The organism is Mucilaginibacter pedocola, from assembly GCF_002013915.1.
GTDB lineage: Bacteria > Bacteroidota > Bacteroidia > Sphingobacteriales > Sphingobacteriaceae > Mucilaginibacter > Mucilaginibacter pedocola.
In genome coordinates this window covers 342,430-368,219 of the sequence record NZ_MBTF01000035.1, presented here as the reverse complement: position 1 = coordinate 368,219, position 25,790 = coordinate 342,430, and the positions used below count along the sequence as shown (strand labels likewise).

16 protein-coding genes are annotated in these 25,790 nt (G+C 46.2%); 8 read left to right on the top strand and 8 right to left on the bottom strand.

The window, feature by feature from the left end; translation table 11 throughout:
• Positions 1–24: 24 nt before the first annotated feature.
• The 4 genes from BC343_RS24340 to BC343_RS24325 all read right to left on the bottom strand — a co-directional run bounded on the left by BC343_RS24340 (position 25) and on the right by BC343_RS24325 (position 6,299).
• Entirely contained in the window at positions 25–2,586 is a 2,562-nt protein-coding gene (locus BC343_RS24340; RefSeq protein WP_162276929.1) for a galactose oxidase, read from the bottom strand.
• A 564-nt stretch (positions 2,587–3,150) separates the two neighbouring features.
• On the bottom strand, positions 3,151–4,059 hold the full coding sequence (locus tag BC343_RS24335; protein WP_078350399.1) for an alpha/beta fold hydrolase: 909 nt from the start codon (positions 4,057–4,059) through the stop codon (positions 3,151–3,153).
• A gap of 263 nt (positions 4,060–4,322) precedes the next feature.
• A complete protein-coding gene (locus BC343_RS24330) occupies positions 4,323–5,315 on the bottom strand; it encodes a hypothetical protein (RefSeq protein WP_202909848.1) in 993 nt (330 codons plus the stop codon).
• 90 nt (positions 5,316–5,405) lie between these two features.
• Positions 5,406–6,299 (bottom strand): helix-turn-helix domain-containing protein, encoded by an 894-nt coding sequence (locus tag BC343_RS24325; RefSeq protein ID WP_078350398.1) that lies wholly within the window; start codon positions 6,297–6,299, stop codon positions 5,406–5,408.
• A gap of 1,083 nt (positions 6,300–7,382) precedes the next feature.
• Between BC343_RS24325 and BC343_RS30840 the strand changes: the two genes are divergently transcribed.
• From BC343_RS30840 to BC343_RS24310, 3 genes are read left to right on the top strand one after another with little or no spacing between them, the layout of a single operon-like run.
• Entirely contained in the window at positions 7,383–7,691 is a 309-nt protein-coding gene (locus tag BC343_RS30840; protein ID WP_143822332.1) for a hypothetical protein, read from the top strand.
• The gene (locus BC343_RS24315) at positions 7,692–7,958 is read left to right on the top strand and encodes a hypothetical protein (RefSeq protein WP_078350396.1); all 267 of its coding nucleotides are present in this window, start codon (positions 7,692–7,694) and stop codon (positions 7,956–7,958) included.
• A 56-nt stretch (positions 7,959–8,014) separates the two neighbouring features.
• Positions 8,015–9,046, top strand: coding sequence for a hypothetical protein (locus BC343_RS24310; RefSeq protein WP_078350395.1), 1,032 nt, complete (start codon positions 8,015–8,017; stop codon positions 9,044–9,046).
• An 88-nt stretch (positions 9,047–9,134) separates the two neighbouring features.
• On the opposite strand, the gene BC343_RS24305 is transcribed toward BC343_RS24310, so the two are convergent.
• From BC343_RS24305 to BC343_RS24290, 4 genes are all read right to left on the bottom strand, one after another.
• Positions 9,135–10,757, bottom strand: a complete 1,623-nt coding sequence (locus BC343_RS24305; RefSeq protein WP_143822331.1) for a RagB/SusD family nutrient uptake outer membrane protein — start codon at positions 10,755–10,757, stop codon at positions 9,135–9,137.
• 44 nt (positions 10,758–10,801) lie between these two features.
• Entirely contained in the window at positions 10,802–14,032 is a 3,231-nt protein-coding gene (locus BC343_RS24300) for a SusC/RagA family TonB-linked outer membrane protein (RefSeq protein ID WP_238381850.1), read from the bottom strand.
• 157 nt (positions 14,033–14,189) lie between these two features.
• On the bottom strand, positions 14,190–15,134 hold the full coding sequence (locus BC343_RS24295) for a FecR family protein (protein WP_078350392.1): 945 nt from the start codon (positions 15,132–15,134) through the stop codon (positions 14,190–14,192).
• A 73-nt stretch (positions 15,135–15,207) separates the two neighbouring features.
• On the bottom strand, positions 15,208–15,807 hold the full coding sequence (locus tag BC343_RS24290; RefSeq protein ID WP_202909847.1) for an RNA polymerase sigma factor: 600 nt from the start codon (positions 15,805–15,807) through the stop codon (positions 15,208–15,210).
• A 198-nt stretch (positions 15,808–16,005) separates the two neighbouring features.
• On the opposite strand from BC343_RS24290, the gene BC343_RS24285 reads away from it, so the two are divergent.
• The 5 genes from BC343_RS24285 (at position 16,006) to BC343_RS24265 (ending at position 25,774) form a co-directional block, all read left to right on the top strand.
• Positions 16,006–16,593, top strand: coding sequence for an RNA polymerase sigma factor (locus BC343_RS24285; protein ID WP_078350391.1), 588 nt, complete (start codon positions 16,006–16,008; stop codon positions 16,591–16,593).
• Between the two features lie 57 nt (positions 16,594–16,650).
• A complete protein-coding gene (locus BC343_RS24280) occupies positions 16,651–17,667 on the top strand; it encodes a FecR family protein (protein ID WP_078350390.1) in 1,017 nt (338 codons plus the stop codon).
• A 121-nt stretch (positions 17,668–17,788) separates the two neighbouring features.
• Entirely contained in the window at positions 17,789–20,989 is a 3,201-nt protein-coding gene (locus BC343_RS24275; RefSeq protein WP_078350389.1) for a TonB-dependent receptor, read from the top strand.
• Positions 20,990–21,000: 11 nt separating this feature from the next.
• Positions 21,001–22,356, top strand: a complete 1,356-nt coding sequence (locus BC343_RS24270) for an alkaline phosphatase family protein (protein ID WP_078350388.1) — start codon at positions 21,001–21,003, stop codon at positions 22,354–22,356.
• 112 nt (positions 22,357–22,468) lie between these two features.
• Positions 22,469–25,774, top strand: coding sequence for a TonB-dependent receptor (locus BC343_RS24265; protein WP_078350387.1), 3,306 nt, complete (start codon positions 22,469–22,471; stop codon positions 25,772–25,774).
• The last annotated feature ends 16 nt before the right edge of the window (positions 25,775–25,790 follow it).

The window sequence follows — 25,790 nt, the reverse complement described above, 5'->3', positions numbered from 1 at the left end:
GGTTATTTAAAGCGGGTTGGGCCTTCAATATTTCTTCAGATGGGAAGAATTCTCGAGTACCGAATGAAAATCTTTATCAAAAGTTCTGTCATACATATGCTTGTACGCCTTCAGGAAATCTTCAAAAGTACTCTTAGCCAGGGAGTGTTTCCCCAATGCAACAAACGAACAGCACTTTAAACTCAATGCTTCCTCGTTCACCGGATCTATGTGCAATATGCGGTTGGCTATATTGATGAGAAACTCCGGGTCGCTGTTATGGGCGGGCATTTGCAAATAATACTGGTACGTGTTAATGATGTCATTCGCGATATCCGATTTAAACTTATCAAGCCATTCGTACTCGCTGTTCGACAGAAAATTACCGCGCTGAACAATGCCCGAAAGATGAATTATGTCAGCATCATTCATCTTTTTGCGGTTATTGATCATATTTAAATAGCTATGATAATCTACATAAAAATGCCGGTGGTCTATGTCTATCATCCAATATCCCGAATCTTTAGATAGCGTACAATATTCCAATTTCTCCAGCAGCGACTTCAGCTTTACAATAGCTACCGAACGGTTATTCCTGGCGCTCTTCTCAGTTTTGTCGAACCAAAACATCTCGTTCAACTTATCCGAGCTTACGCCCCGCCCCAGCTTAACCGAATGGAGCAGAATAAGTAAGAACAGTTCCTTCATGAGCGGCGTGAACAGCTTGGTAATATTGCAACCCGATGCATCGAACACCTGCATATCGCCAAATAATAATATGGCATTTTTGACGGCCGGAGGATCATAATTACTGGTTTGTACCGGCTTTGACTGCTGTGCCCCTGTAACTGCTTCACCCACCTCATCAATGGCAGCTCCGGCTGGTTCAGTAAGTGAAGCTTCTTGTCCCCGACCGGCTTTTTTATTACGGATGCGCAAAAGCAAAAAGAGCGCTGCCACGGAAATTAACCCGGCAATAGCGGCCAAATAATACCAACTATTTAATTTGTGCTCAGCAACTTTTTGTACCGGCGCAACGTAAGGCGGCCCTAGCAGGGTAAATACATTTACAATGGTTCGGTTATCCTCTGTTCGTAATAGGGTGACAGCAACAAATTTCTTACTTTTTTTACAATAGTACAGGTCAGCAAACGAATGCACATCATGAAACAGGAAGGGTATTTGGCTACCTAAGGCCTGAAATGACGGGCTTTTTAAAGAGCCGCTTATCAATTGCAGCGAAGAATTGTATTTATGCCGGGGATATATAAGCCCGTAATAATTCTGTCCGTCGATGATCAATGAATTGGCTAAGGCAAAATCCTCCCTGTTGATCTTCAGTTCGTATAATTTCTTGAAAGTTCTATCGCGTACGGTAAAACGCATCATATCATACAAATTGCCGGGATTGATGATCTGCTGGCCACTTGAGTTTCCGTATCCTCCCAGAATATACGCAGTGTCGCCAAGCGGCGTTGCTCCTGCACCGGCCAGGTATCTCGGTGTAAAAAAATCGCCTTTCGCTTTAATACTGCTCCATTTGCCGGTATTAAAATGGTAACGGTTAATACTATTCTTATACCGCAAATAACCGTAGCCGCCAAACAGGTATAACGAGGTATCGGCTGCCGAAAACATACTGTTAGCATGCCAGTAACCTGTTACGTCTCCAGGTTCAAAATTCCCTTTCCACCTGCCTGCAACCTCGTCAAACTTTACAACCGCCGCCGTATCCTTACCCTGAAAATAACTATATAGGCGGCCATCCACCGGGTTAAAAACAGAACGGCTCCCCTGGTTTAAATTTATTTTATTTTTAGTGACGGCCTTTTTCCAAATTACATCATTTGCAGCATAGGTATAAAGCGTATCTTCAGCTACCAGATATAGCAACTCGCGCTCACGATCGAAACATACACTCGCCATCCCATTCACTGTAACAGGGCTGCCCTTTTGCCACTTTGCATGCAGGGCAGTTTTCCAGGAGGGATTTTTTGCCACAGCTTTGGCGCCTTTCAGGATATCTAAAGCGGTGGTGCCCTCCACCTCTTCCAGGGGCCAATGGTATTCCGGAACTCCTTTTTTAAATATCTCAATATTGCGTATTTTCATTGGCGGTATATCCGTGGTGGAAAACTGCTCCGACTGATTTGCGCCAAAAAGTATTTTATAACAACTATTTTTGCCCGGATGCAATGTTCGTTGTGTATACTTTTTACCGTCGTTTGATACCGAAACTCCGTTTTCGCCATTGAAACTGATGACGATCTTATTCCATTGGTTATACAACTTAGTACGCGATATAGTGAAGTTGATGCCGCAGAGGCTATCACCTGCGATAATATTGAATTGGTCTTTTGCGGTGTTGTAAACCAGGTCGTAGTTACGCCGGCCATTTTCTATTATCCGTACAACGTAACCAAAATATACGGCCCGGCCGGGCTCAAACGATAGTTCGAAAGAAAGAGAGAAATTATCGGAAAGGCATAGGTCGCGGCCAGGCGAAAGATCGATTGATGTCCGCTTGTCCTGCTGTACTTCATGGCTGAAAAACCCCAGGCCATAGTTTTGAGCATAACCATGGCAATGGTATATAATTTGAAACAAAAAAATCAGGATACTTCGTTTTAAGTAAGCTTTCCTCATACGCACGCAATCAACAAGTTACAGTTATTAATGTTACGGAGACGGTTTATAATGCCCTTCCCTCCGCAGACCAATACCAAATTTAACGGTTAATTACAAATGTTTGCTATACCCCATCAATTATAATTACAGATAAGATCGAGCCCCTTTTACAACCTGTTTATCATCAAATTTACACGAATCCTATTAAAGCATAAAAAGCGGGCACCTCTTTCCGGAGATGAACCGCTTTACTTACTTCAGGCTAATACCGAAACCATATCAGGCGGTAACCTTATTTGCTTCGCACGCGCTTATCATCGATTCCGCCGTCGATGGTTTATCGTGGGGGCTACGGGCATACCCGTTCCGGGCCGTTGATACGCTAAGTGTTATAATATTTTGTTCTTCACTGGCCGGGTAGTTACGGTGTTACCGGTAACAAAAATCAATAAGGGGGATAAGTTCTGGCTTTGAGCCGGCTTATCCCCCTTGGTATGTTATTAAATGGTGCCAGGCACAAGGGCACCGCGAAGATCAATTTATTTAGGATTTTGCGAATTTCTCCAGTTCGGTATTGAACTTATCCATTTCTTCTATAAAAAGGGCGTGCCCGCTATTCTCGAATTTGACGATATATGAGTTTTTAATGCCTTTGTGCAGTTGTTCGGCAAATACAAAGTCACATAACTTATCTTTTGTGCCGTGGAATATCGCGACCGGTACCTTTATCTTTGCCAATGCAGGCCTCAGGTCAAGGTCACGAAGGGCTGTAATAGCCTGCGTTGTGGCATAGGGCGATGCATCCAGGTTGATCCCGGCAAGCCATTGCGATCGTTCCGGGGACAAGCTGTTCTCGGTTGCACCAAAGCCTTTACCAAAATCTGCTATCAATTGTTGCCTGTTGGTCATGGTGGTATGTATCAAACCGGCTGCTGCTTCATCGGTCGCTCCGTACGGGAAGCCCTCGCGTTGTTTCCACGAGGGTGCCGCGGCTGCGAACAGTGCCAGCTTGCTTACATGGGCACCATTGTATTTGGTAATGTAATGCGTTACTACCGCGCCGCCCATCGAAAAGCCGCCAAGCAGGGCGTTTTGTATCTTCAGTTTCTCCAGCACTACTTTTATGTCGTCCGAAAACACATCGAAGTTATACTTACCATAAGGCCTGTCCGACTTACCAAAGCCCCTCAATGATATACCAATAACGCGGAACCCTTTTTGAACCAAGTACTGGTATTGGTATTCGTACATGGCATCATTCAATGGCCAGCCGTGGATGAGTACTATAGGTTGCCCCTCGCCAAGGTCGGTAACGTGTAATTTAACATTATTTTCTACTTCGATGTATTCGGCGCGCCCTGCTGATGCGGGAACCCTTTTTTGCTGGGCGCCGGCAGATCCGGCAATGGTTAACGCTGCTAAAAGACTGATGGTTGAGATGATCGTTTTCATTGCTCTAGTTTTTAAGGTTTGTATAGTTATTGTTTTTGGTTGCTTTGTTGCTTGTCAACGATACAAAGGTGGGTAGAAGCGACCGCCCGGGGAATGCACATATGGCGAAGTGTATTGCAGATTTTTCCCGCCGGGTACCGATGCGGCACTTCCGCTGTAAAAAAAGTTAAAATGTGCGCTTTGCAAAAGCCAAGGCTTTTTAATTCGCACCTATCCTGCGACGGCGGCTTAGTGCCTGTCCGGGAAAACCGAACATCATACGATCATGCCTTTTTTGAGTAGAAGCGTTGTAATACTTTAATACGTTGCCTTACAAGTGCAGACCTCATTGGCTCGTAATGGGCGATTTCCCGGCCTTTGCAACTAACGCTGACCCGGAAAGGCTGCTTATACTTTTCAGTAAGATGATATATGGTCAAAAGTTCAGCCAGGTCTTCGTGCCAACTGGCCATGCTGTATAATGATGCGAAGGGCGTTTTAGCAAGGGCGGCATAAACAGTTAAGGCTTCTGCCGGAACAAACCGGCGCCCTCCCGGCCTGAAACGACTTTGAAGCAGCAAAGGATCCTGATACAGCCTGTCATGAACATTAGCACTTTGCCATACACCGTTTGTAAAGTTCAATGTAAATGCGTTAGGCTTCGGTTTTCCTTCAATTGTATCCACTTTAAGCAAGCCTGTCGATCCGTCGACCACATGCGTGCTCTCATGCAGTAAAACATAGGTTAGTGCGCTCATCAGGCCTGCATGTATAGATACGGAAGTGGTAGAATCTCCCTTCTCAAAACAAGTACGTTCTTTTTCGGTTGCCCACTCAGATATGGTTTGATGAAGGATACCTGCGCGGAATGTTATATGAAAAAGATCTGTCCCCTCGTCTTTGGTAACCGGGGATGTAAGCGCAGTATTCGGCATATTATCCAGGAAGCTGATACTTCTCAAGTGCTGTTCCAATACCCGTTGATGTAACGGGGGCAGCACAGCGAAAGCTTTGGCAACGATCTGCATTTCCTCCTTGTTCATAGGGTGTTCGGTTGGGTCCATCCCGGCATCCCTGAACATTTTCAACACGTCTTCAGGAGTAGCGGCCACTCTCGACAGCAGCGGCTTGTTAGGATCAAGCCCATACTTGTTTTGAATTGCACGCAAGCCCTTCGCCGGAGAAAAGCCAGGTTTAACCTGAGCAAAAACACCATTGCCAAACAACCATAGCGCGGCAAAAAAACAATTTACTACTAATGCTTTATGTAATTTCATATGAAGAGGTAGGGTTTAATATTATGTCAAATACTTATATAAGGTAATAAAGGCAACACTTTCCTTCGGCAAGAGCACGCTGTATTGCATCTAAAACCCGGAAGCTGCTAACAGCGCTGATCCTTCCAAAGCGCCTTTTGCGAGGTATTTCGATTTAAAGCCTGATGGCGGTTCACCCGTTTTTATATAAAACAAGCGGCTAAAATATGCCGGGTCGTCGTAACCCAATTCATAGGCAATTTCTTTGGCTGTCATCGAGGTGTGTACCAAAAGCCTTTTCGCTTCCAGCAAAATGCGATTTTTTATCACCTCGTTCGGCTGCGGCAGGTTCATGCGCTTAAACCGATGGGTAAGTGTTTTAGGCGCTACCAGCATGAGGTCGGCGTAATCAGCCACCGTATGTTTCTCCTTATAATATTTCTCTACCAACTGTGTAAAATGCCGGAACGAATCAGGATCATTTTGCTGGTTCATAAGCGCGCCATCCAGGTGCTGCTGCTTCCATAGCCTGGTAGATTTAATGAGCAATTGTTTGAGATAAGTCCGAAGCATCTCTTCCTGCGAAGCTTCTTTTAACCTAAACTCATCCTCCATTTGGGCGAATAGGTAATTGATAAAAGCAGCTTCGTGTTCGGGCACCGCCGTCATTGGCATATTGTTGATGTTGTTGAACAGCAGGCCATCGCAGGCAACCTCATCATCGTGTATCTGTACACAGTAAAAATCGCGGTTATAGAAAATAAAATACCCGGTTTCCGTACATAACCCTACTATATTCAACACCTGGTTCGGGCTTATGAAGAAAAGGGCCGGCCCTTCTGTGTTGTAGACCTCAAAATCTACCTTTATTTTACAGCCCTTTGGCAGGTACATCACCTTGATATAAGGTTTATAGGCCTCCGAATTGATCATTTCCAGGCTATTTTTATCAAGGTGCAGTAAGCCAATGGTTTTCAGGCTCATGTCAAATACATGGTTGGTCATAGGTTTTCCTTTTAAATGATGCTGGTACTTAAGGTCGTTTACATTTGTAGATGAAAGAAACTTGGCGTTTGGGCCAACATGATCAGGAACAACGTGGAAAAATGCTCCCAAAGTAATTGAGCCCTATGCCTCCGAATTTTGACGCCATCAACGCTAAATAATTTGCAGCAAAGGAATAAATAGAGATTAGCAAAAGATTAAAAAAAAATTAGCTGGGCGGTATTTTAAGGAGAGATCACCAGCAGGCACTACATCACCTCTTGCTTCGCAGGATTCGAAATCCATTTATTGGATAAATGCGAACAGCCGGCCGGGCCGTTGGTCACTCACTTAAGAAATAGGTGGTTTAACAACGTCAACGTATACTGCCACTTCATCGGGAGCTGAGATACCCCTCAAAATTTTTGTACGAACGAAGTTAAATGCTTATCTTTAAATCATATTTGCAACGCGGTCGAACGCTGGTGAGCAAAGCGGTGAGTACAAAATGAAGCCGTTATAAGACATTGAATATAAAGCTATTAGCAGGGTCTAAATATTCCCCTACGGGCTACTAAAAACGCTGATTTCTTACAAGAGGTCGGCGTTTTTTCATTTACAGTCTCCTCTACAGGCAAAATATCCTACCTTAACGGCTTACTTATATTAGTTATATGCCCGCTAAACTTTTTGTATTGCTCATCCTGTTACTTTGCCCCACCTTCGTTTTTTGCCAGGCAGATCCAGTACGGTTAACCTTTGAGAACGGACAGATAAAAGGCAGTTTTAAAAGCCCGGGTGGCGAAAAGGTATTTGTTTTGGATGCCACTATACCCTCAACCTATAAAAGCACAAGTGCTCAAGTGCTATCTGCCGACAGCACGCATATAGTTATTAAAAAACATATCGAGTACTTTAAAAACTCCTGCGATATAACCAGTACGGTAAAAAGAACCGCTTATGGTTTACAGTGGGATATCGACATTACAACCAACGATACCGGCAGTTGGACCGTCCCTATAGAAACTTCCTTAAAATGGGTAAACCCTGATTCCGCCCGGTTTTGGACTGCTTGGGCAGGTAACCAGCCTAACGCTAAAACCGATGCCTGGCAAGACCCATTCTTATCTGCCCCCTTTTCAGCAACTGGCGCTAACTTATGGCGGCGAAACGCACCTCTCGCGCAATGCCTTTGTAATACCTATTGCAAGTACTTTATTTAACCGCGATAACCTTGGCTTAAGCTTCGTTCAATCGCTCAATGATACCATTCTCGATCTGGAGATGCACACCACCGCCGATGGCGAAATAGCTTACCGGCACCTTAACCACCGCATCAATTCGGCACATCGTATCCACATCAGCCACCAGATCATATTGCACGAGGCCGACTGGCGCGATGGCATGGCATGAATGACCAAAAACTTCAGCACTTACTTTTTGCCCGAAGAGCCTTTGGTAAACACTATTGCCGGCTGTGCCGCATACTCATCATACGAAGGAGAGCTTGATACCGCCAAATACCGTAAAATGGCCTTCAGCCTGAACTGGAAGGCATCGCTCGATTTTCCGTACATGGGCGCATTTATTCCACCGGTAAAAACAAAGGACGAAAAATGGCTTAAATACAAGCAAAGGGGCGTGCAGGTAGGCGACGGATACGCTTCCATAACCAACTGAACAAATATTCGGAGCGCTTAAACCAACTCGGGTTTCATACCATCAGCTATTTTAACGTGAACGAGTTTGGCAATGGCATTGTTTACCCTTATAAAACAACGCCCGTAAACGGCGATAGCCTCTGGAAAAACCCGAATAACTTTGTATACACTAAACTAAAAACGGCTTTCCTGAAACCGGCAGGCCAACTGCCCGATTGGGACGACAGGCCCGTTTTTTCAAACTGGGAAGATTGCATTGTGCTTGACCCGGCCGACACCGTATATAAGTCTTTTTTATTGAACCAGGCCAGGCTGCATATTCAAAACATCCCGGCTTCGTCGGGAATATGTATAGACAGGCTGGACTGGATGCGTTTTTACAACAGCAATGGCAACGACGGGGTAAGCATGGTTGGCACTCAGAAAACACGATCGTTGCTGCTATCGTGGAAAAACCTTATGGAGCCCCTGGGCCGGATAATGCACGATGCGCATAAAGTTATTTTTTGCAACCCGCTGGACAGGCGGATCGACCTGATGCAGCATATCGACGGGATTTACGACGAATTTGGGTATATGGCATCCAGCTTGAACCTTTGTGCGCAAATGGCATTTTTTAAACCCATTATAGCCTGGACCGCCTCAAAAGAAAACCTCATGCCCGATCCTGATGCATATTTTCAGCGGCATTTATACCTGGGCGCTTTCCTCACCGCACCCTACCCCGGTAACGACCATTGCATACTGCCGGATGCCGAAGCCGAAAAATACTACCTGGATTATGGCCCAATGCTAACAGCCATCAAAGAGCGCGAATGGCTGCTTGCCCCGCATGTGGTGCAGGTAATTAACGGGCCGGCAAAAGCCAACGCCTTTAAAGCAAACGGCAAAGTGGTTATACCCGTGGTGTTGGGCGGCGGTACGGGTAAGGCATCGGTTATGCTCCGGCTTCCGTTTACAGCTTTAAACAAGAAAAAGCTACAAATTAAAGTGCTGTACCCCGGCCAGGCCAAATGGCAGGTGCTTAAAAACAACACGCCATTTGCTCAAACATTAAAATTAGATGTGCCACTGAAAAGAGGCTGCGCGCTTATAAGTATTGATTAGGAAGAAGCGCCCTGACAACACGAAGCCTTCGATAAATACAAAGGGGCGAAGCCTCTCCGGCTTCGCCCCTTCTATTGCTTTATTTAAATTAATAGCCCGGGTTCTGTTTCAGATTTGGGTTATTAGCTAACTGCGTAGATGGTATAGGGTATATCTCGCGGTTAGGGTTATTGGTAGCGGTATGGTCCCACCATGTACCTGTGTTAAACCTGCCGAAACGGATGATATCTGTACGGCGCTTGCCTTCAAAAATAAACTCGCGTCCTTTTTCGGCCAAAAGCTCATCCATGGTAAGCGTTGCCGGGGTGTAGCGGGCAGTTTGCCAATCAGCATCAGAGAACGCTCTTTTACGGCTCTCGTTTATCAGGTTAACAGCTTCCTGGGTTGCACTACCGCCATTTTTACGCATCAGCGCCTCGGCTTTATCGAAGTAGATCTCTGTTAAACGATAGATCATGAAATGGTTTTCGCGGTAGTTAGGGTCGCTTAAACGGCCTGTTTTGTATTTATTGAAACGCGCACCGCTATTTTCTTCGCCCCTGGTCATGCCGCCCGGCCCTGAAACTTCGCCTTCAGTTTCGCGCCTGATGGTGTTAACATATATAAGCGGCTTGCCATTGTATTCCTCGGTACCTAAAATTGGCGTAGTTGTGCCGAATTTATACTGCGGACCAAATAAAAACCACTCTTTTTTTCGGATATCATTTTCTGCATAGGTATCAAAAAACGTAGGGATAACTACGTAACCGTTGTTACCTGCATAACCCACATCTAAAGCGGCGCTCATATTGCTAAAACCAAACAACGGAATAAAATCCCATACGAAACCGCCTTTATTACTGTAAGCATACTGAAATAATGCCTCAGGAGCGGTGCGGTTGGTATTGGCAAATGTTTCGGTAAGGTTTGGCGCAAGTTTTGGTGCGCCGCCCAAACCACCGGCTGTGCCGCCTAAAATTTTGTCGCAGGCAGCTATACATTTATCCCACATGGCGGTACCTGTCCATTTTTCGGCATTCAGGTAAAGCTCGGCCATCATTGCATAGCCCCCGGTTTGGCCTATACGGCCAACAAGCTCAGCCGAATATGGCAGCAGCTGCGGTGTAAATGTCTCGAGTTCAGTTTGGATGAATTTAAACACTTCGGCTCGTGGCTGCGTTGCCGGGTTGGCCGGAAGCCCAACTTGTGTTACTACCGGTATATTGCCCCAAAGGTCCATCAATTTTATGTAGTGAAACGCCCTAAGCACGTGCAACTCGGCCAAAATGGCTTTCATCTCGGTTTCAGACATACCAATGTTACCCGGATTAAGTTTCTCCAGATCCTCAATAGCTGCGTTGCAATAACCCACGCCCGTCCATATGCCTACCCAGGCGTTGCGCATGCGGCCTTCGTTATCAGTCCAGGTGTGGTAGTGCTGCCTTATGTGGTCGCCGTTATCATAAGCGTGGCGGCCTTTTTGTGGCCAGGCCACCTGGTCCGAGCACATTTCGGCATGGTAGTAATAACCATCGCCGCGTATAGGCGCAATCCACGATTGTAAGTGTGTCATGGGGCGCAATGCGGCCTGCAATACCTCTGTTCTGCTTTTGTAAAAATTATCTTTGTAAAGGTCGCTGTACACGGTTTCGTTAAGCTTTGTGCAACCGGCACCTAAAAATAGCAGCGTAAAAACACTGCCGCTAAAAAGTATCTTTTTTATATTCTTCATTATGAAAATCTTAAATAGTGATTACAGGTAAAAGCCATGGGTTATTAAAATCCAACATTAAGGCCAATTGTCCATGAGCGGGTGCGTGGGTAAAAGCCCCTCGAGTCTACACCTGTTTCAAAACCGGTATCCTGTAATTCGGGGTCGAGGCCGCTGTACCCGGTAAAGGTTAATAAGTTGCGGCCGCTAACAAACAGGCGCAGGTTGCGTACATAGGCATTATTCAATTTAAAATTGTAACCCAGTGTAGCATTATCTAACTTAACAAAGTCGCCCTTTTCAATATAGTAATCTGAGTACTGAGGCACATCTTTAAGTTGCGCATGTTTTGTAAATGCACTATTGAAGATGTTATTTGGCAGGTAATTTTTGTTACCGAAGAATATCTCCTGCAGGTTAAGGATATCGAACCCAAACTTGCCTCTGAACAACACTGTCAGATCTAAGTTCTTGTAACGGAAAGTTTGGCTAATGGCCATGTTGTACTTAGGCACGCCATTACCAATAATAGTGCGGTCGTTCTCGTTAATTTGCGATGCAGGTGCTTTACTGCCATCGGCTTTGTAAAACAACCACGTACCATTATCAGCAAAGCCGGCAAAGCGTTTTCCGTAAAAGTTACCTACCTGGCCACCTTCTGTTAAGCGGATAGCCGGGCCCATTGCCCCCGGGTTAGGTATATCTGCAAATTGCAGGTAAGTTGCTTTATATAACTCGTTTGATAGCTTGCTAAGTTTATTGAACTGCGAGCTGGCGGTGAAATCAATGCTCCATTTAAAATCCTTTTTCTTAACAGGAATGGCGCTTATCAATACCTCCACACCGTGGTTGCTTATGGTACCTACGTTGGTGTATAAACCATCGCGAACGAAGGCCGGTTGCTGCGCAGCATAGTTATAAAGCAGATCGCGGGTTTGGCGCGAGTACACATCAATGGCACCGCTTAAACGATGGTCGAACAAGTCGTAATCAACACCAAAGTTCCATTCGGCCTTTTTCTCCCAACGCAGGTTAGGGTTAGGGTTACGCGATGCACCGTATGTTTGGTAATAGATACCGTTTTGCGGGTAAACGCCCCCTGTGCCAAGCGTAATTAACGATTGGTAGTTAGGGATACCCTGGTTACCGGTAATACCATAACCTACCCGCAGTTTTAAACTATTAATAAACGAGGCATTTTTCAGAAACTCCTCCTGGCTAAGCGTCCAGCCGATGGATGCTGCCGGGAAATTACCCCATTTGTTGTTTGCGCCAAAGCGCGATGAGCCCTCGCGGCGTAAAATTGCCTGTGCAAAAAATTTCTCGTCAAACGCGTAGTTTACACGGCCAAAAAATGCGATAAGGGTATTATCATCTTTAAAGCTACCTACACCAGGGCGCGGCAAGGCAGTATTGTTAATAGCGCTGCCGGCACCCAGGTTCCAATCGAGGAAACCATCTGTAGTAAAACCGTTGTTATCGGCGTTAAAGCGCTCAAGGGTTGAGTACTGGTAGCTGTAACCGGCAATAGCAGTTACTGTATGCCTGTTCCAGGTATGCTCAAAATTAATGGTAGGCTCGAGTGTTTTGGTCCAGGTTAGGTTATTAGATTTTGCTGCATAACCCATACCCTGCCAGCTGGTACCCACACGCTGATCCCAATCGCTCATAGAGCGGTAGTTGCGGTCGTTATAATTATCGCGCAGGTACGAACCAAATACCGAGAACGAAAGGCCGTGATTGGCTTTAAATGTAAGCCTTGCATCGCCGGAGAAAGTTTGCTGCGTACGCTCGCTAAGCCTTGTGCTTAAGCGTGCAACAGGGTTATACATCTCCTGTATCTGGTAAAACGTACCATCGGGTTTGTATATAGGCGCAGTTGGGTTCCAGGCCACAGCCTGCTCAAAATCGCCGGTGCCGCCGCCTAATAAATTGGCTTTGTTAAAGTTACCAACCATGTTCACCTGCAACGAAAGCTTATCATTCATGCCTTTCTGGTTGATGTTTAGCCTGCCGCCGAATTGCTCGCGGCCGTTCTCTTTGGCTATCCCTTCAAAATCATTATAAAACAATGAAGTACGGTAGTTTGCCTTATCAGATCCGCCTGATGCCGAAAAGTTATGATACTGGCTCAGGTTATCTTTATTAATAAGCGCATCATACATATCTGTAGAACTGCCCAGATCCGACTGTTGCGAGATAACACCCTCGCCTATACGCTGGCGGAATTGCGCAGCCGAAAGAAAATCAGGTTTGCGGTCAACAAAATCGCGCTGGAAATAGGTGTTGTATTCGTATTTAGGGTCGCCGCCTTTACCTTTTTTGGTGGTTATTAAAATAACACCGGCGTTACCGCGCGTACCATAAATAGCCGCGGCCGAACCATCTTTCAATACGTTAAACGATTCGATATCGGTTTGCTGTATCAGATCGAGGTTACCGCCCGGTATACCGTCAATAACGATAAGCGGGGTAAGCGAACCTGTTAACGAGGTTACACCACGCAACTGTATAGATGTACCGGCATTAGGGTTATTGCCTTGTGTTTTGGTAATATTTAAACCGGCAACCTTACCCTGTATCAATTCAAGCGGCGATCTGATGCCCCCCTGGTTAAAGTCTTCGGCTTTTACGGCTGCCACAGCAGAAGTAATTTCGCCACGTTTTTGGGTACCGTAACCAACTACCACAACCTCGTTTAGTGTGCCCATTTCGGCTTTCATCTGCACATCAAGCTGTGTATTATTATCGGCTTGTACCACAACGCCCTGAAAGCGCTGCGTTTTAAACGTAATAAAACTAACCTCAACGGTGTACACACCGGGTGCGGCCGGCAAACTAAAGCTACCGTCTACGCCGCTGGCAATTGCGCGGTCGAGCTCAAGTATCCTTACTGTGGCGCCTGGCAAGGGTGCGCCCTGCTCGTCAACTACCTTACCTTTTATACGGCCATCCGCATTAGCGGCAAGCTCGCGGGCAGTCATTGGCCTTATTACTATTACGCCGTTCATCTCAAGAAATGCAAGCCCGTTTTGGCCAAGCATTCTCGACAGCACATTGGTTAATTGTTCGTTTTTGTAAGCATGGGCCTGGGCCTTTGCCTGTTGTAAAACTGCTTTGTCATAAGCAAAATTTACGTTGGTTTGCTGCTCTATTTGCTTAACGGCCTGCTCAAGCGAGCCATTTGATACCACTACCGATACCTTTTTGTTTAGCGCCTGGCCTTCGCTTGCGATTGCAGGCAGCAGCATTGATGATGTGAGCAATATACTTATCGAAACAAATGTGAGTCTCATTGCTTTTTTAATAAGATCGTTATGCAGATATTTAGAATGTCTGTATTTATTCATACATTGTATGGCTTTTAGATATTGTGAAATAATATGAAGGCATTGAGCCGTTACAGCGGCTTTTAACGAAGGCTTTGTTACAGCAAAGCCTTTTTTTATTGGGTTATTTTTGGAATATGATTGTGTCCCTCCTTTGTTTAATTTCTAAATGATGAATTGATGCAAGTACCTGCGCGGCTTTAAAAGCAGGCAACGCTGCAGGAATACTTGCCGTGAAGTGTTTTTTAAGAATATTGGGATTGTTGTATACTACTTTAACATTGTAGTTATTGGCCAGGGTTAAGGCCATTTCATCAAAACTGGCATCTTTAAAAGCCAGTTTACCGGCCTGCCATGCGGTGGTTTCATCATCCAACGCAACTATTTTGCCTTTTTTGCTGGTTTTATTGTAAACCAGTTTCTGTTTGGGCGTTAAAATACCCAGGCTGCGCAACTTTTCGCTTACCTGCACCTTACCGCGCAGCACAGCAACCATTATTAAATTCAGTTTTTTATAGGCCTTAATGTTAAAGGCAGTACCCAGCACCCTTGTTAAAAGCCCGCCCGTTTCAATAGTAAAAGGTAGTTGGGGGTTGTGGTGTACATCAAAGTAAGCTTCGCCATCGGTAAGTTGTACATGGCGCACTTTGTTAAAATCGTTATAAACGCGCAGGTGCGATGCGCTGTTGAGTATAACGATGGTACTATCGCTAAGGGTCAGTTGTTTTTTCTCGCCAAAACCGGTAGCAAACTCGGTATAGCCCGCATCGGCAATTTTATTATCAAGGGGTTTGTTGAATAAGGCAAAACACAATGCAGCACCGATAACAACAATAATACCGGCAGCTATTTTTTGAAAAACACTTAAATTAAATACTCTTCCACGCACTGTAAGTTGCGGCTGTAGTTTTCGCCATATTGCATCTTGTATCTCAGACTCCTGCTGTTGAGACAAATGCACCGGATCCCGGGTTTCGAAACTATCGTACCAGGCATCGGTACTTTGCCGCTCGCGGGTATCGGCTTCGCCGGACAGATATCGCTTAAGTATTTTCTTTATATCTTTCATTACCTATACCAACATATCCGCGGTACAGGTTTTAGTACTATACAAAGTGTGTAAAGTTTATATTAAATAATTATTAAGCCCCAAAAAGAGTTACGGCAATAATTGAACAAACAGCAACATCGGTATGGTTGTATTTGCTTATGCCTGTTTTAAGGCGTTTTATAGCGGTAGTAAGCTGGTTCTTTACGGTCTGCTCCGAAAGATTTAAATGCCCTGCTATATCGGCTATTGAGAAGTCGTCGCGCCGGCTCAGGTTAAATATAAGCTGCATGCGTTGCGGCATCAGGTTTATCTCGTTATCTATAACTTCTTTAAGGCCCTTTACATCAAAGGCCGATTCGATATGAGGATCGAACGAAGGGTCGAACCATTCGGCAAGCGGCACCTTAGTGGCATCGTTGGCATAAAATGAAATGATACGGTATTTGAGCGCCTTATGCAGATAGCGTTCCAGGTCGGTTTCACTGTTTATGATGATACTATTTTTGCGTTTCCAAAGCGATAACATTATTTCTTGCACCATATCCTGAGCTTCGTCCTCATCTACCCTTTTACAGGCACTCAGGTAAAGCATTTTCCAATAGCGCTGATATATCTGTTTAAATGCTTGGGTATCTTCTTGCCGGGCGGCCGAAAAAAGTATCAAAAAATCAACGTCAGCATTTTCAATCACGGGCGCAAAACTAAAAATTTGAAAATTATCGTAACCGAAAACAGTATTAAGGAAACGTTAAATATTTAAAGCAGGAAGCCAATTAAAGTGTAATGGTGTTGCATTTTTTTAGCTAAGCAAATATTAGAGCCGCTGGTTATACAAATAGGCCACCGGCTTAAACTTCGCTTAACATCTATCCATTAGCTTTGCCGGCAGATGGAATTTAAAACAGATAAAGAACTGCTTAAGGAAATCTCGGCCGGCGATCAAGGTGCTTTCAGCACTTTATTTGACCGCCACTGGAAACCCCTCTTCTCCTTTGTTTACCATCTTTGCCAGGATGAGGATAGCACTAAAGACATCCTGCAGGACGTGTTCCTGTACGTGTGGGACCATCGCTCGAGCCTGGCCGTTGGCGACAACATCCGCCCATACTTAAATACAATCGCCCGAAATTCGGTAATAGACTCCTTCCGTAAGGATAAGGTGCGGCTACTGGGTACCGATGTGTTACTGGCAGACCTTCAGCGCGTACCGCAGAGCGACGAGCACTTGTTGTTGCACGAAACGCAGCTGGGGATTGATGCCGAGTTAAAGAAAATGCCATATAATATGCAAAGCTGTTTTCGCTTAAGCCGTTTTGAGGATCTATCCATCCGCGAAATAGCAGTCAAACTGGGCATTTCCGAACAAACGGTTAAAAACAATATCTCCGAAGCATTGCGCCGCCTGAGAACAGGCATCAAAGAAAACTCTGTTGTTTATTTCGCGCTGATCGCGATAAATACCTTCTCTAACAATTAACAGAAGCTTAACTTTTTGGTAAAGTACTTTCGGCCCATTCGAACGCTATAGGTGTGAATGAAACGAAAAGACCGCGATAGCCTTAAAAGGTATTTCGACCAGTATAGGGAAGGAACCGGCTCAAAAAGGAATAAAGCCACGCTTGATGAGTGGTTCGGGGAAGCCGCGAGCAACCCCATACCCAACTTGTTGAAAGACCCCGTCGAAGAGCTTCGGATTTACCGGGAGATGACCACGCGCATCAATAAGGCCATTAGGCCGGATGTGAAAAAGATAAGGCCTATAAGCGCTTATTGGCTACGTGCTGCATCCATTATAGCTGTTATCGGGGCGGTAGGTTTCGGCGTATGGCGTTTTGGTAACAAGCCTTCTGCTCATATAGATAAGCCATCGCCCACTTTTGAGGCCATTGCTACACAAAATAAGCAGATGAAAAAATTCATGCTGCCCGATGGGTCGGAAGTGTGGTTAAATTCTGCCAGCAGTATACGCTTTGATGCCTCTTCATTTAATAATGGCAGCCGTATAGTTTATCTCGACGAAGGAGAGGCCTATTTTAAGGTGACACACGATGCATCGCACCCGTTTTATGTATTCAGCGGCCGGGCACGCACCCGGGTATTGGGTACCGAATTTAACGTACGGGCATATAACGACACCAAAAAGATAAGCATAGCGGTGGTAACCGGCAAAGTTGCCGTAGACGAACGCGACGCAAACGGCAGGTTTAAAAATATAGCGCCGGGCCTCATCAAAGGCGAGTCGATAACTATGGCGGCTAACAAAGCGGCCTTGTCGAACGGGTTAACCACTTCATCTATCAACGCCTGGCGCGAAGGGAGAAGCAGCTACCTAACCGATGCCACGTTGGAAGAAATAGCGGCTGAGATAGCAAGGAAATACGACCTTAAAGTATCCGTAAAGCATCCGGAACTCGATAAGCGCCACTATAGTTTACAGATCAATGGTTTATCAACCGATGATTTACTGCAGCAACTTATGCTCCAAACGGGTATCAGCTACAGGCTTTATAATCAACAATTAATTATCTATCCCCAAAAATACCGCCCATGATATAGATCCCTATTAAATATCAAAAGCCGAAAGTGCTTCCAACACTTCCGGCTTTCGGCCCCGGCTGCAGCAGCCAAGGCCTTGTTAATTAACTCGTTCAAAAATTAATTAAGCAATAAATATGCGCCTTTTTATTCAATTATTAAAAAATATAAAAGCAAACTATCTACTAAAAGTTTGCTGTGTACTTGTTTCTATCTCCCTGCTTGCGGTTAATGCACAGGCACAATCTACCGATGCCACCATATCTGGTACCATTACCGATGCCAAAGGTGAAACCATGCCGGGTGTAACCATCGTGATCCAAAGCGAAAGCAATGGTTTTAAAGCAGCTACCATTACCGGTACCGATGGCCGCTATACCTTCAGGCAATTACCTCTTGGTAAACAGTATATGGTTAAAGCATCGTTCATAGGCATGAACTCGCAGGTGCAGAAAGACCTGTCGCTTAACCAGGGCGACCGCCTTACGGTTGACTTTAAACTGAGCCACTTAAGCACCGAATTAAATGAAGTGGTGATAAAAAGCAACTCGCTTAGCAGCCGTAACGATCGTTTGGGCGGAAGTACCTCCATCACCGCACGTACCATTCAGCAAATACCGGCACTGAACAGGAACTTCACCAACCTTATCTCGTTAGCGCCAACATCTAACGGTGGTTCGGTAGGCGGGCAGTTGCCATCATCTACCAATTATGTTATAGATGGTGCCAGCGCGCGTAACAACCTTACATCGGGTGCAGTAGGCAGCGGCCCATACTCTTTATCGCTCGAGGCTATCCGCGAGTTCGAGGTTTCTACCAATATTTATGATGTATCGCAGGGCCGTGCAGGTGGTGCAACCATCAGCGCAGTAACCAAATCGGGTACTAACGAATTTGTAGGTTCTGTTTTTGATTACTACCGTTCTGATGGTTTGGCCAGCCCGTACGATATCCGCGGTAACAAACGCCAGCAAAACTTCAGCACCAACCAATACGGCTTCAGTTTAGGTGGCCCGATAGTGAAAGACAAATTGTTCTTTTTTACCGCTTTAGACAGGCAAGACCAGTCTACCCCATTTAATATAGCCGACATCCGTACCGATGCTGATGCCGTTTCTTTAAGGATAAGCAAAGGCATGCTGGATAGCGTTATAAACATTGGCCGCCAAAAATACGGACTGGGCAGTGGCCCGCAAGTAGGCGAGTTTCCGCGTAAAACATTGGCCAATACTTTTTTTGCAAGGTTAGACTGGCAGTTGAACGATAAGAACCGTTTAACCATCCGCAACAACTACAGCGATTGGAACAACCCTAACAGTGTTGATGACAACACCAACATTAACCTTTTTGAGGTATACGGAAGCTTTAAATCGCGCGAGAATACCACACTGGCATCGTTGCGTACGCAGTTCAGCCCTAATTTTATGAACGAGTTGAAATTGCAGTACCAAACCGCCAAACGCGATTATGTACCTAACAGCGAGTTACCGGCCGCTAACATCCCGCGTGCCATAGTTTCTGTACGTTCAACTTTGCCAAACGGTACTATCGGCAATACGTCGGTACAGTTGGGCGGACAGCGCTTTACGCCTGAGAACAACTTGGAGAACCAATTTCAGTTATTAAACACCAGCTACTGGACCAAGGGCAAATACAACTTCACCTTCGGTACCGATAACACGCTGACTTATCTTGATACTTATATTTCAAGCGAACAGAACGGCCGTTTTATTTTCAACAACATCCAGGAGTTTGATAACCTTAACCCTACCCGCTACGCCAGGGAAGTGCCGCTTAACGGTATACCATCGGTACAGCAATATGTATTAAATGCTTCGCTTTTTGGCCAGGTACAGTTTGACCTGGTTAAAAACCTGAGCGCTACTTTTGGTTTGAGATGGGATATGACCAGCTACCTCACCGCCGGCGAGTACAACCCGGTAGTTTATCGGGAATTGGGCTTAAGAACCAACAGCAACCCAACCGACTGGAACAACATACAGCCACGTTTCCAGTTATCATGGGATGTTAAAGGCAATAAAACTGATATTGTACGTTTAGGCGGTGGTATTTTTTCGGCCAACCCTGTTAACTACGCACAGGTAAACAATATTCAAAACAGCGGTACTAAGGTAGCCTCGATAGACGTTACCCGCCCTACTACAGGCACCAACCTGGTACCTGTACCAAACTTCCCTGCCTACCGTAACGATCCGAGCACCGTTCCGGGTGTTATAGCAGGTGCACCGCAGGTATCTACCATTAACCTGAACGACCCTAACCTGCAGGTACCTAATATTTACAAAGTAAACTTATCATACAACAAATTATTTGGCAACTGGCTACGTATGGGTGTTAACTTGTTGTACAGCCATACTAACGACAACTATGTTTACCTGGACCGCAACCTGGTTGATCAGCCTTATTTCAGGTTGGCTAACGAAGCTAACCGCGGTGTATTTGTTCCGGCTAACACTATCAGCGCTTCGGGTACTACCGATAACGTACGTGGCCGCAAAACCCAATTGGTAGGCCGTACCCTGGAACTGACCAACGGCGCTAAGATCACCCAAAAAGCAATTATTTTTGATGGCGACCTGCGCTATTACAAAGATGGTTACCTATCATTCAGCTACACCTGGAACGATACTAAAGACAATACATCTTACAACGGTAACGTAGCTAACACCTCTACCTTCCGTCCTATCAAATCGGACCCGCGCGACCTGAGCGAGATGAACTACTCAGACAACCAGTTCAGGCAAAAAGTAGTCCTTTTCGGTTCAACGCCAACTTTCTGGGGTTTCTCATTAAGCGGCCGTTATACCGGTATGGGTGGCAGCCGTTACTCGTTAACTGTTGACTCTGACATCAACGGCGACTTTGTGGGCGGCCCGGGCACCGATAACGACCTTGCCTTTGTGTTTGACCCTAACAGCCCTACCACCACTGCAGCTGTAAAAGCTTCGATGGAAAAAGTGCTGAACAACCCTGATAACCGCGCAAAAGAATACATCCGCGAGAGCATTGGTAAAATAGCTAACCGTAATGGTGGCAGCAACCCATTCTCGGGCACTATCGATCTTAGGTTATCAAAAGTATTTAAACTGTATAAAAAACAGGCGCTTACCATCTCGGCCGATGTTTTCAACTTTGCCAACTTGCTTAACAAAAACAAGGGCGTAAACTACAACCTTGGCCAGCAAACGCTTTATACGGTTACCGGCTTTAACCAGGCAACGCAGCAATACACTTATCGTGTAAACGAGAACGTAGGCGTAACTACTGCTAACGGTACGCCATACCAAATACAGTTAGGTGCCAGGTATTCATTCTAATAATCAGTAATATGAAAAAGATACTTTTTGCGATCTTACTTACTTTGCCTGCCTGCGCTGCCTTTGCGCAGCAGGCAAAGCATGTGGTGATCATCAGCATCGACGGCTTTCGCCCCGATTTTTACCGCGAAGACAAATGGGCCACGCCTACCCTGCACCGTATGATGGCCGAGGGTGTATCGGCCGATGGCGTACGCGGTGTATTCCCGAGTGTTACTTACCCATCGCACACTACTATTATAACAGGTGCCAAACCGCTTAAGCATGGCATTTATTATAACTCGCCATTTGAGCCCGATGGCGCTACCGGCCGCTGGTATTGGGAAACCAATTTAATAAAAGTGCCAACCCTTTGGGATGCCGCTTCAAAAGCCGGGCTGAAAACAGCTTCGGTACTGTGGCCGGTATCTGTTGGCGCAAAGGTGGACTATAACATTCCTGAGTTTTGGCCGCTTGATAAAAATGTAGAGCGCACTACGCCGCAACGCGAAAACTCGGTACCGAAGGGTTTGTTCGAGGAGATAGAGGTTAATGCTACCGGTAAACTTGATGCCGCTAAGCTAAGCAGCGATTTTGCTTCGGCAGATGAGAATGGCAGCCGCATGGTGGCTTATATTATCAAAAAATATAAACCCAACTTGCTAACCTTCCACATTTTTGCGGTTGACCATGCAGAGCATGCCGAAGGCCGCGACGGACAACATGTACGCCAGGCCGTTGCCGGTGCCGACCATGCCGTTAACAACGTACTGGAGGCCATAGAGCAAGCCGGGTTGAAAGACAGCACCGCCGTTATTGTAACCGGCGACCATGGTTTTTCTAATATTCACACGGCGGTTGCGCCAAATGTTTGGCTAACTAAGGCAGGCTTGTTATCAAAGGCCAATGGTAAAACCACCTGGAAAGCACAATTTCACACTTCGGGCGCTGCGGCATTTTTAATGCTGAAAGACGCTAAAGACCAACAAACCCTGCAAAAGGTACGCAGCGAACTGGAAGCTTTACCCGAATCGACAAAAAAGCTATTCAGGGTAGTTGAGCGTGCCGAATTGGATAAAATTGGTACCGACCCTAATGTTGCTTTAGCGCTGGCACCGGTTGAAGGCGTATCAATGAGCGGTGCTGCCGATGGCGATGCTGTAAGGGCAGCTTCGGGCGGAACGCATGGTTTTTACCCCGATTTTCAGCACATCCAAACCGGCTTCATTGCCAGTGGTGCGGGTGTAAAAAAAGGCGTAAGCATGCCGCTTATCGGTTTAGAGGATATTGCACCTTTAGCAGCAAAACTGCTGGGTGTAAAATTTAACGCCCCCGATGGCGTGCTTTACCCTGGTATGCTGGCAACAGATAAAAATTACAAAAAATAACGATCGATAATAACCGGCCGTAAAGAACGGGCAGCCTAACGCTGCCCGTTCTATTGGTTTAAAGCCATTACTATTTGAATTAACATTTACAAAAACATCACATTGGTGGTTTATGAAAACAAAGTGCTTCCTTTTTATGGCCATGCTTACCTGCCGGATGCTGTGTGGCTACCATGCACTTTACGCCCAAACCACTAAAAGCAGCCTGGAGGGTGCTGTTGTTGCAGGCGGAAGCCCGGTTGCAGGAGCCAGTATCCGTTTGCTATACATACCAACAGCCACGGAATATGGCAGCGCCACTAATGATAGAGGCTTTTTTTACCTGCCCGAGGTAAAGCCCGGCGGTCCCTACGAGTTAGAAGTTACCCACACCGGTTACGACAGGTATACCATAAAAGACCTTTACCTTAAACTTGCCGAGGCTAAGAGCCTTGAAATAGTGCTGAGCAACTCTACTCGTACACTCCCCGAAGTAGTGATAAATGCAGATGCTGATGAAGGTAAACTCCTCACGGCACAAACAGGCCCCCGGCTTTATATGGCAAACCGGCAAATACAGGCACAGCCCAATATCCGAAGAAGTATTACCGATTTGCTTAAGCTGGTGCCCCAGGCGTTTGGCAATGCCATAGCGGGTGGCAATTACCGCCAAAACTTTATTACGGTAGATGGCTCGGAGTTTAACAATAACTTTGGCGTTGGCGATAATCTGCCCGGCTACGGCGCACAACCCATCGCTTTGGATGCTATTGATCAGCTTACCGTTAGCATAGCACCATACAACAGCATTTGGGAATCGGGCTTTATTGGCGGGGCCATCAATATCATCACCCGTTCGGGCGATAATAAAATCAGGGCTTCGGTTTACAGTTATTTCCGAAACCAGGATATGTACGGCTACCGTGTTGGCGAAGCGCAGCTTGCAAAGCGGCCGGTATCTTTTCATCTTAACGGCTTCAGGATAGGCGGCCCGCTCATTAAAAACAAGCTTTTTTATTTCCTAAGCCTCGAGGCCGAGCGCGAAATTTACGATCCGCAGGTATTAACGCCCTCAACCCCGGCTGCACCTTACGGTAGCAGCCCGAACGTGGCGCGGCCAACGGCACAGGAGCTGGGCGCCATTAATGAATACCTGCTTACCAACTACGGGTATAATGCCGGGCCTAATAACGGCTATACTTTTAAGAACACCAGCTCACGCGTGCTGCTACGGCTCGATTGGAATATTGCAACCAACCATACCCTCACCTTAAGGTACAATCAACTAAACAGCTTGCGCCCCGAGTTGGTGAACGGCTCCCGCAGCCCCTTAACCGCATTCCCGATGGGGGCAGGCCGCCGCAGCAACAATGCGCTTCCGTTCGGCAACTCCAACTTCAGCACCCGCTCTAATTTTTATTCGCTGGCTGCCGAGTGGAACTTCCCTGTAGCGCCGGGCTTATTTAATACGGCCAGGGTATCATTTACCCGGCAGGATGAGCCACGCGAAACGGCAAGCACAGTTTTCCCTTTTGTAGATATCTTAAAAGACGGTTCGCCGTTCACCTCATTCGGGTTTGAGCCTTTCACCTATGGTAACAGCCGGGATATCAGCATGCTGTCGGCAGCAAATTATTTGCATGGCAGTGGTGGTAAACACAACTGGCAGGCAGGGCTTCAGGCCGATTACAGCCGTACCGAAAACACTTATATGCCCTTTGGTACGGGTTATTACACCTTTGCATCGTGGAATGATTTTGCCACCGGACAAAAACCTGTTGATTACGCAGTTACCTATTCCATTGTACCGGGGCGAGAAAAACCCTCCTACAGTTTTATATACACCAACTTTGCATTATTCGGACAGGATCATTTCACCATCAATGATGGCTTTGAGCTTACGGGAGCTATGCGGTTAGACCTGCCTGCATTTCCAAAACCATTAGCCAATAACACTTTAGCATCAAGCTTGGAGTTTGCGGGCGGGCAACGCCTGTTTACCTCGCAATTGCCCAAGCCCGCTTTTTTGTTTTCGCCAAGGCTTAGCTTTAATTGGGATATGGATGAATTTAAAACGATTAGGTTGCGGGGCGGCACGGGCATATTCACGGGGCGCATACCCTTTGTGTGGATAATTAGCCAGGCCCGGTATTCGGGCATAAACCAGGTAACACAAACCTGGCAGGGGCAACAAAATACACCCGGGCCTTTTAACCCCGACCCAAAAGCTTATGTACCTGCCGTTACGCCTGCTACGGGTACTTTTCTCCCTTCAAATATCAGCGTGTTGTCGCCAGATTTTAAGATGCCACAAAGTTGGAAAAGCAGTCTGGGCCTCGATGTTCGTTTACCGGGAGGGCTTAAAGGCACCGCGGAGGTTTTGTACAACCGGGATATTAACACTATCGTTTTTAAAGATGTTAACCTGGTACAGCCGCAGCGCTTAAATATACCGGGCTATCCCGATAACCGGCTGGTGTACCCATCGGCAATAAACCAACGTTTTATACATCCTTTAAATACCTCCGGCTATCCGGACCCGGCGGGGAATGCAGCTTTTAATGCTGTATTGATTAACAATGCATCAAGAGGGTACTACTGGTCGGTAACAACAGGCATAGAAAAGCAGTGGGATAACCATTGGTCGGCATCGGCAACGTTTATTAAAAGCATGGCCAAAAGTTTAAATGATGGCGATGGCGACCAAACCTTATCAGCCCTAACGGCTACCCCAACCGTGAATGGCATAAACCAGCCCGAGCTTTCCTACGCAGGCTACGTAAGCCCAAGCCGCATTATCGGCAGCCTGAACTACCAAAGCCCTTTGGGTAAGAATTTACAGATCAGCGCGGCGGTATTTTATCAGGGCGCTATTGATGGCAGGTTTTCTTACACCTACGCCCGCGATTTGGTGAATGATGGCACCAACCGCTCCCTTTTATATGTTCCGCGAGATGCCTCCGAGATCACATTTTCGCCCATCATCAACAACGTTACCGGCAGGGTGGCGTACACAGCCGAGCAGCAGGAAGAAGCCTTTTTTAAATTTATTGAACAGGATAATTATCTAAGAACACGAAAAGGGCGTTATGCAGAACGCAATGGCGCAACGCTACCCTGGCGCAGTCAGCTGGATGCTAAACTGGCTATAAAAACCCATTTCAAGCACAATACAAACAAACATGCGCTGGAGTTTACTGTGGATTTGCTAAATGCCGGAAACCTCCTGAACCCGAACTGGGGCCTCAGAAAATTAGTTAACGCCAATGCGCTGCTGATACCCGTAAACCTGAACGCTGTTAAACCCGGCGGCACCACCAGGCCGGAGTTCCAATTGGCCACAATTGGCGGCAAACTTGTTTCAGAAACTTTCAGGAACGATGTAAGCCTAAACTCTACGTACACCATACAATTTGGTGTACGGTATAGCTTTAATTAGCGAGCCTATATTGCCC

Bases quoted from the DNA above. Each gene is read 5' to 3' on its own strand.
- BC343_RS24285 (WP_078350391.1), top strand. From the start codon at position 16,006: ATGGAATTTAAAACAGATAAAGAACTGCTTAAGGAAATCTCGGCCGGC.
- BC343_RS24325 (WP_078350398.1), bottom strand. From the start codon at position 6,299: ATGACCAACCATGTATTTGACATGAGCCTGAAAACCATTGGCTTACTG.
- BC343_RS24295 (WP_078350392.1), bottom strand. From the start codon at position 15,134: ATGAAAGATATAAAGAAAATACTTAAGCGATATCTGTCCGGCGAAGCC.
- BC343_RS24315 (WP_078350396.1), top strand. From the start codon at position 7,692: ATGACCAAAAACTTCAGCACTTACTTTTTGCCCGAAGAGCCTTTGGTA.
- BC343_RS24305 (WP_143822331.1), bottom strand. From the start codon at position 10,757: ATGAAGAATATAAAAAAGATACTTTTTAGCGGCAGTGTTTTTACGCTG.
- BC343_RS24265 (WP_078350387.1), top strand. From the start codon at position 22,469: ATGAAAACAAAGTGCTTCCTTTTTATGGCCATGCTTACCTGCCGGATG.
- BC343_RS30840 (WP_143822332.1), top strand. From the start codon at position 7,383: ATGCCTGGCAAGACCCATTCTTATCTGCCCCCTTTTCAGCAACTGGCG.
- BC343_RS24335 (WP_078350399.1), bottom strand. From the start codon at position 4,059: ATGAAAACGATCATCTCAACCATCAGTCTTTTAGCAGCGTTAACCATT.
- BC343_RS24300 (WP_238381850.1), bottom strand. From the start codon at position 14,032: ATGAGACTCACATTTGTTTCGATAAGTATATTGCTCACATCATCAATG.
- BC343_RS24280 (WP_078350390.1), top strand. From the start codon at position 16,651: ATGAAACGAAAAGACCGCGATAGCCTTAAAAGGTATTTCGACCAGTAT.
- BC343_RS24270 (WP_078350388.1), top strand. From the start codon at position 21,001: ATGAAAAAGATACTTTTTGCGATCTTACTTACTTTGCCTGCCTGCGCT.
- BC343_RS24330 (WP_202909848.1), bottom strand. From the start codon at position 5,315: ATGAAATTACATAAAGCATTAGTAGTAAATTGTTTTTTTGCCGCGCTA.
- BC343_RS24275 (WP_078350389.1), top strand. From the start codon at position 17,789: ATGCGCCTTTTTATTCAATTATTAAAAAATATAAAAGCAAACTATCTA.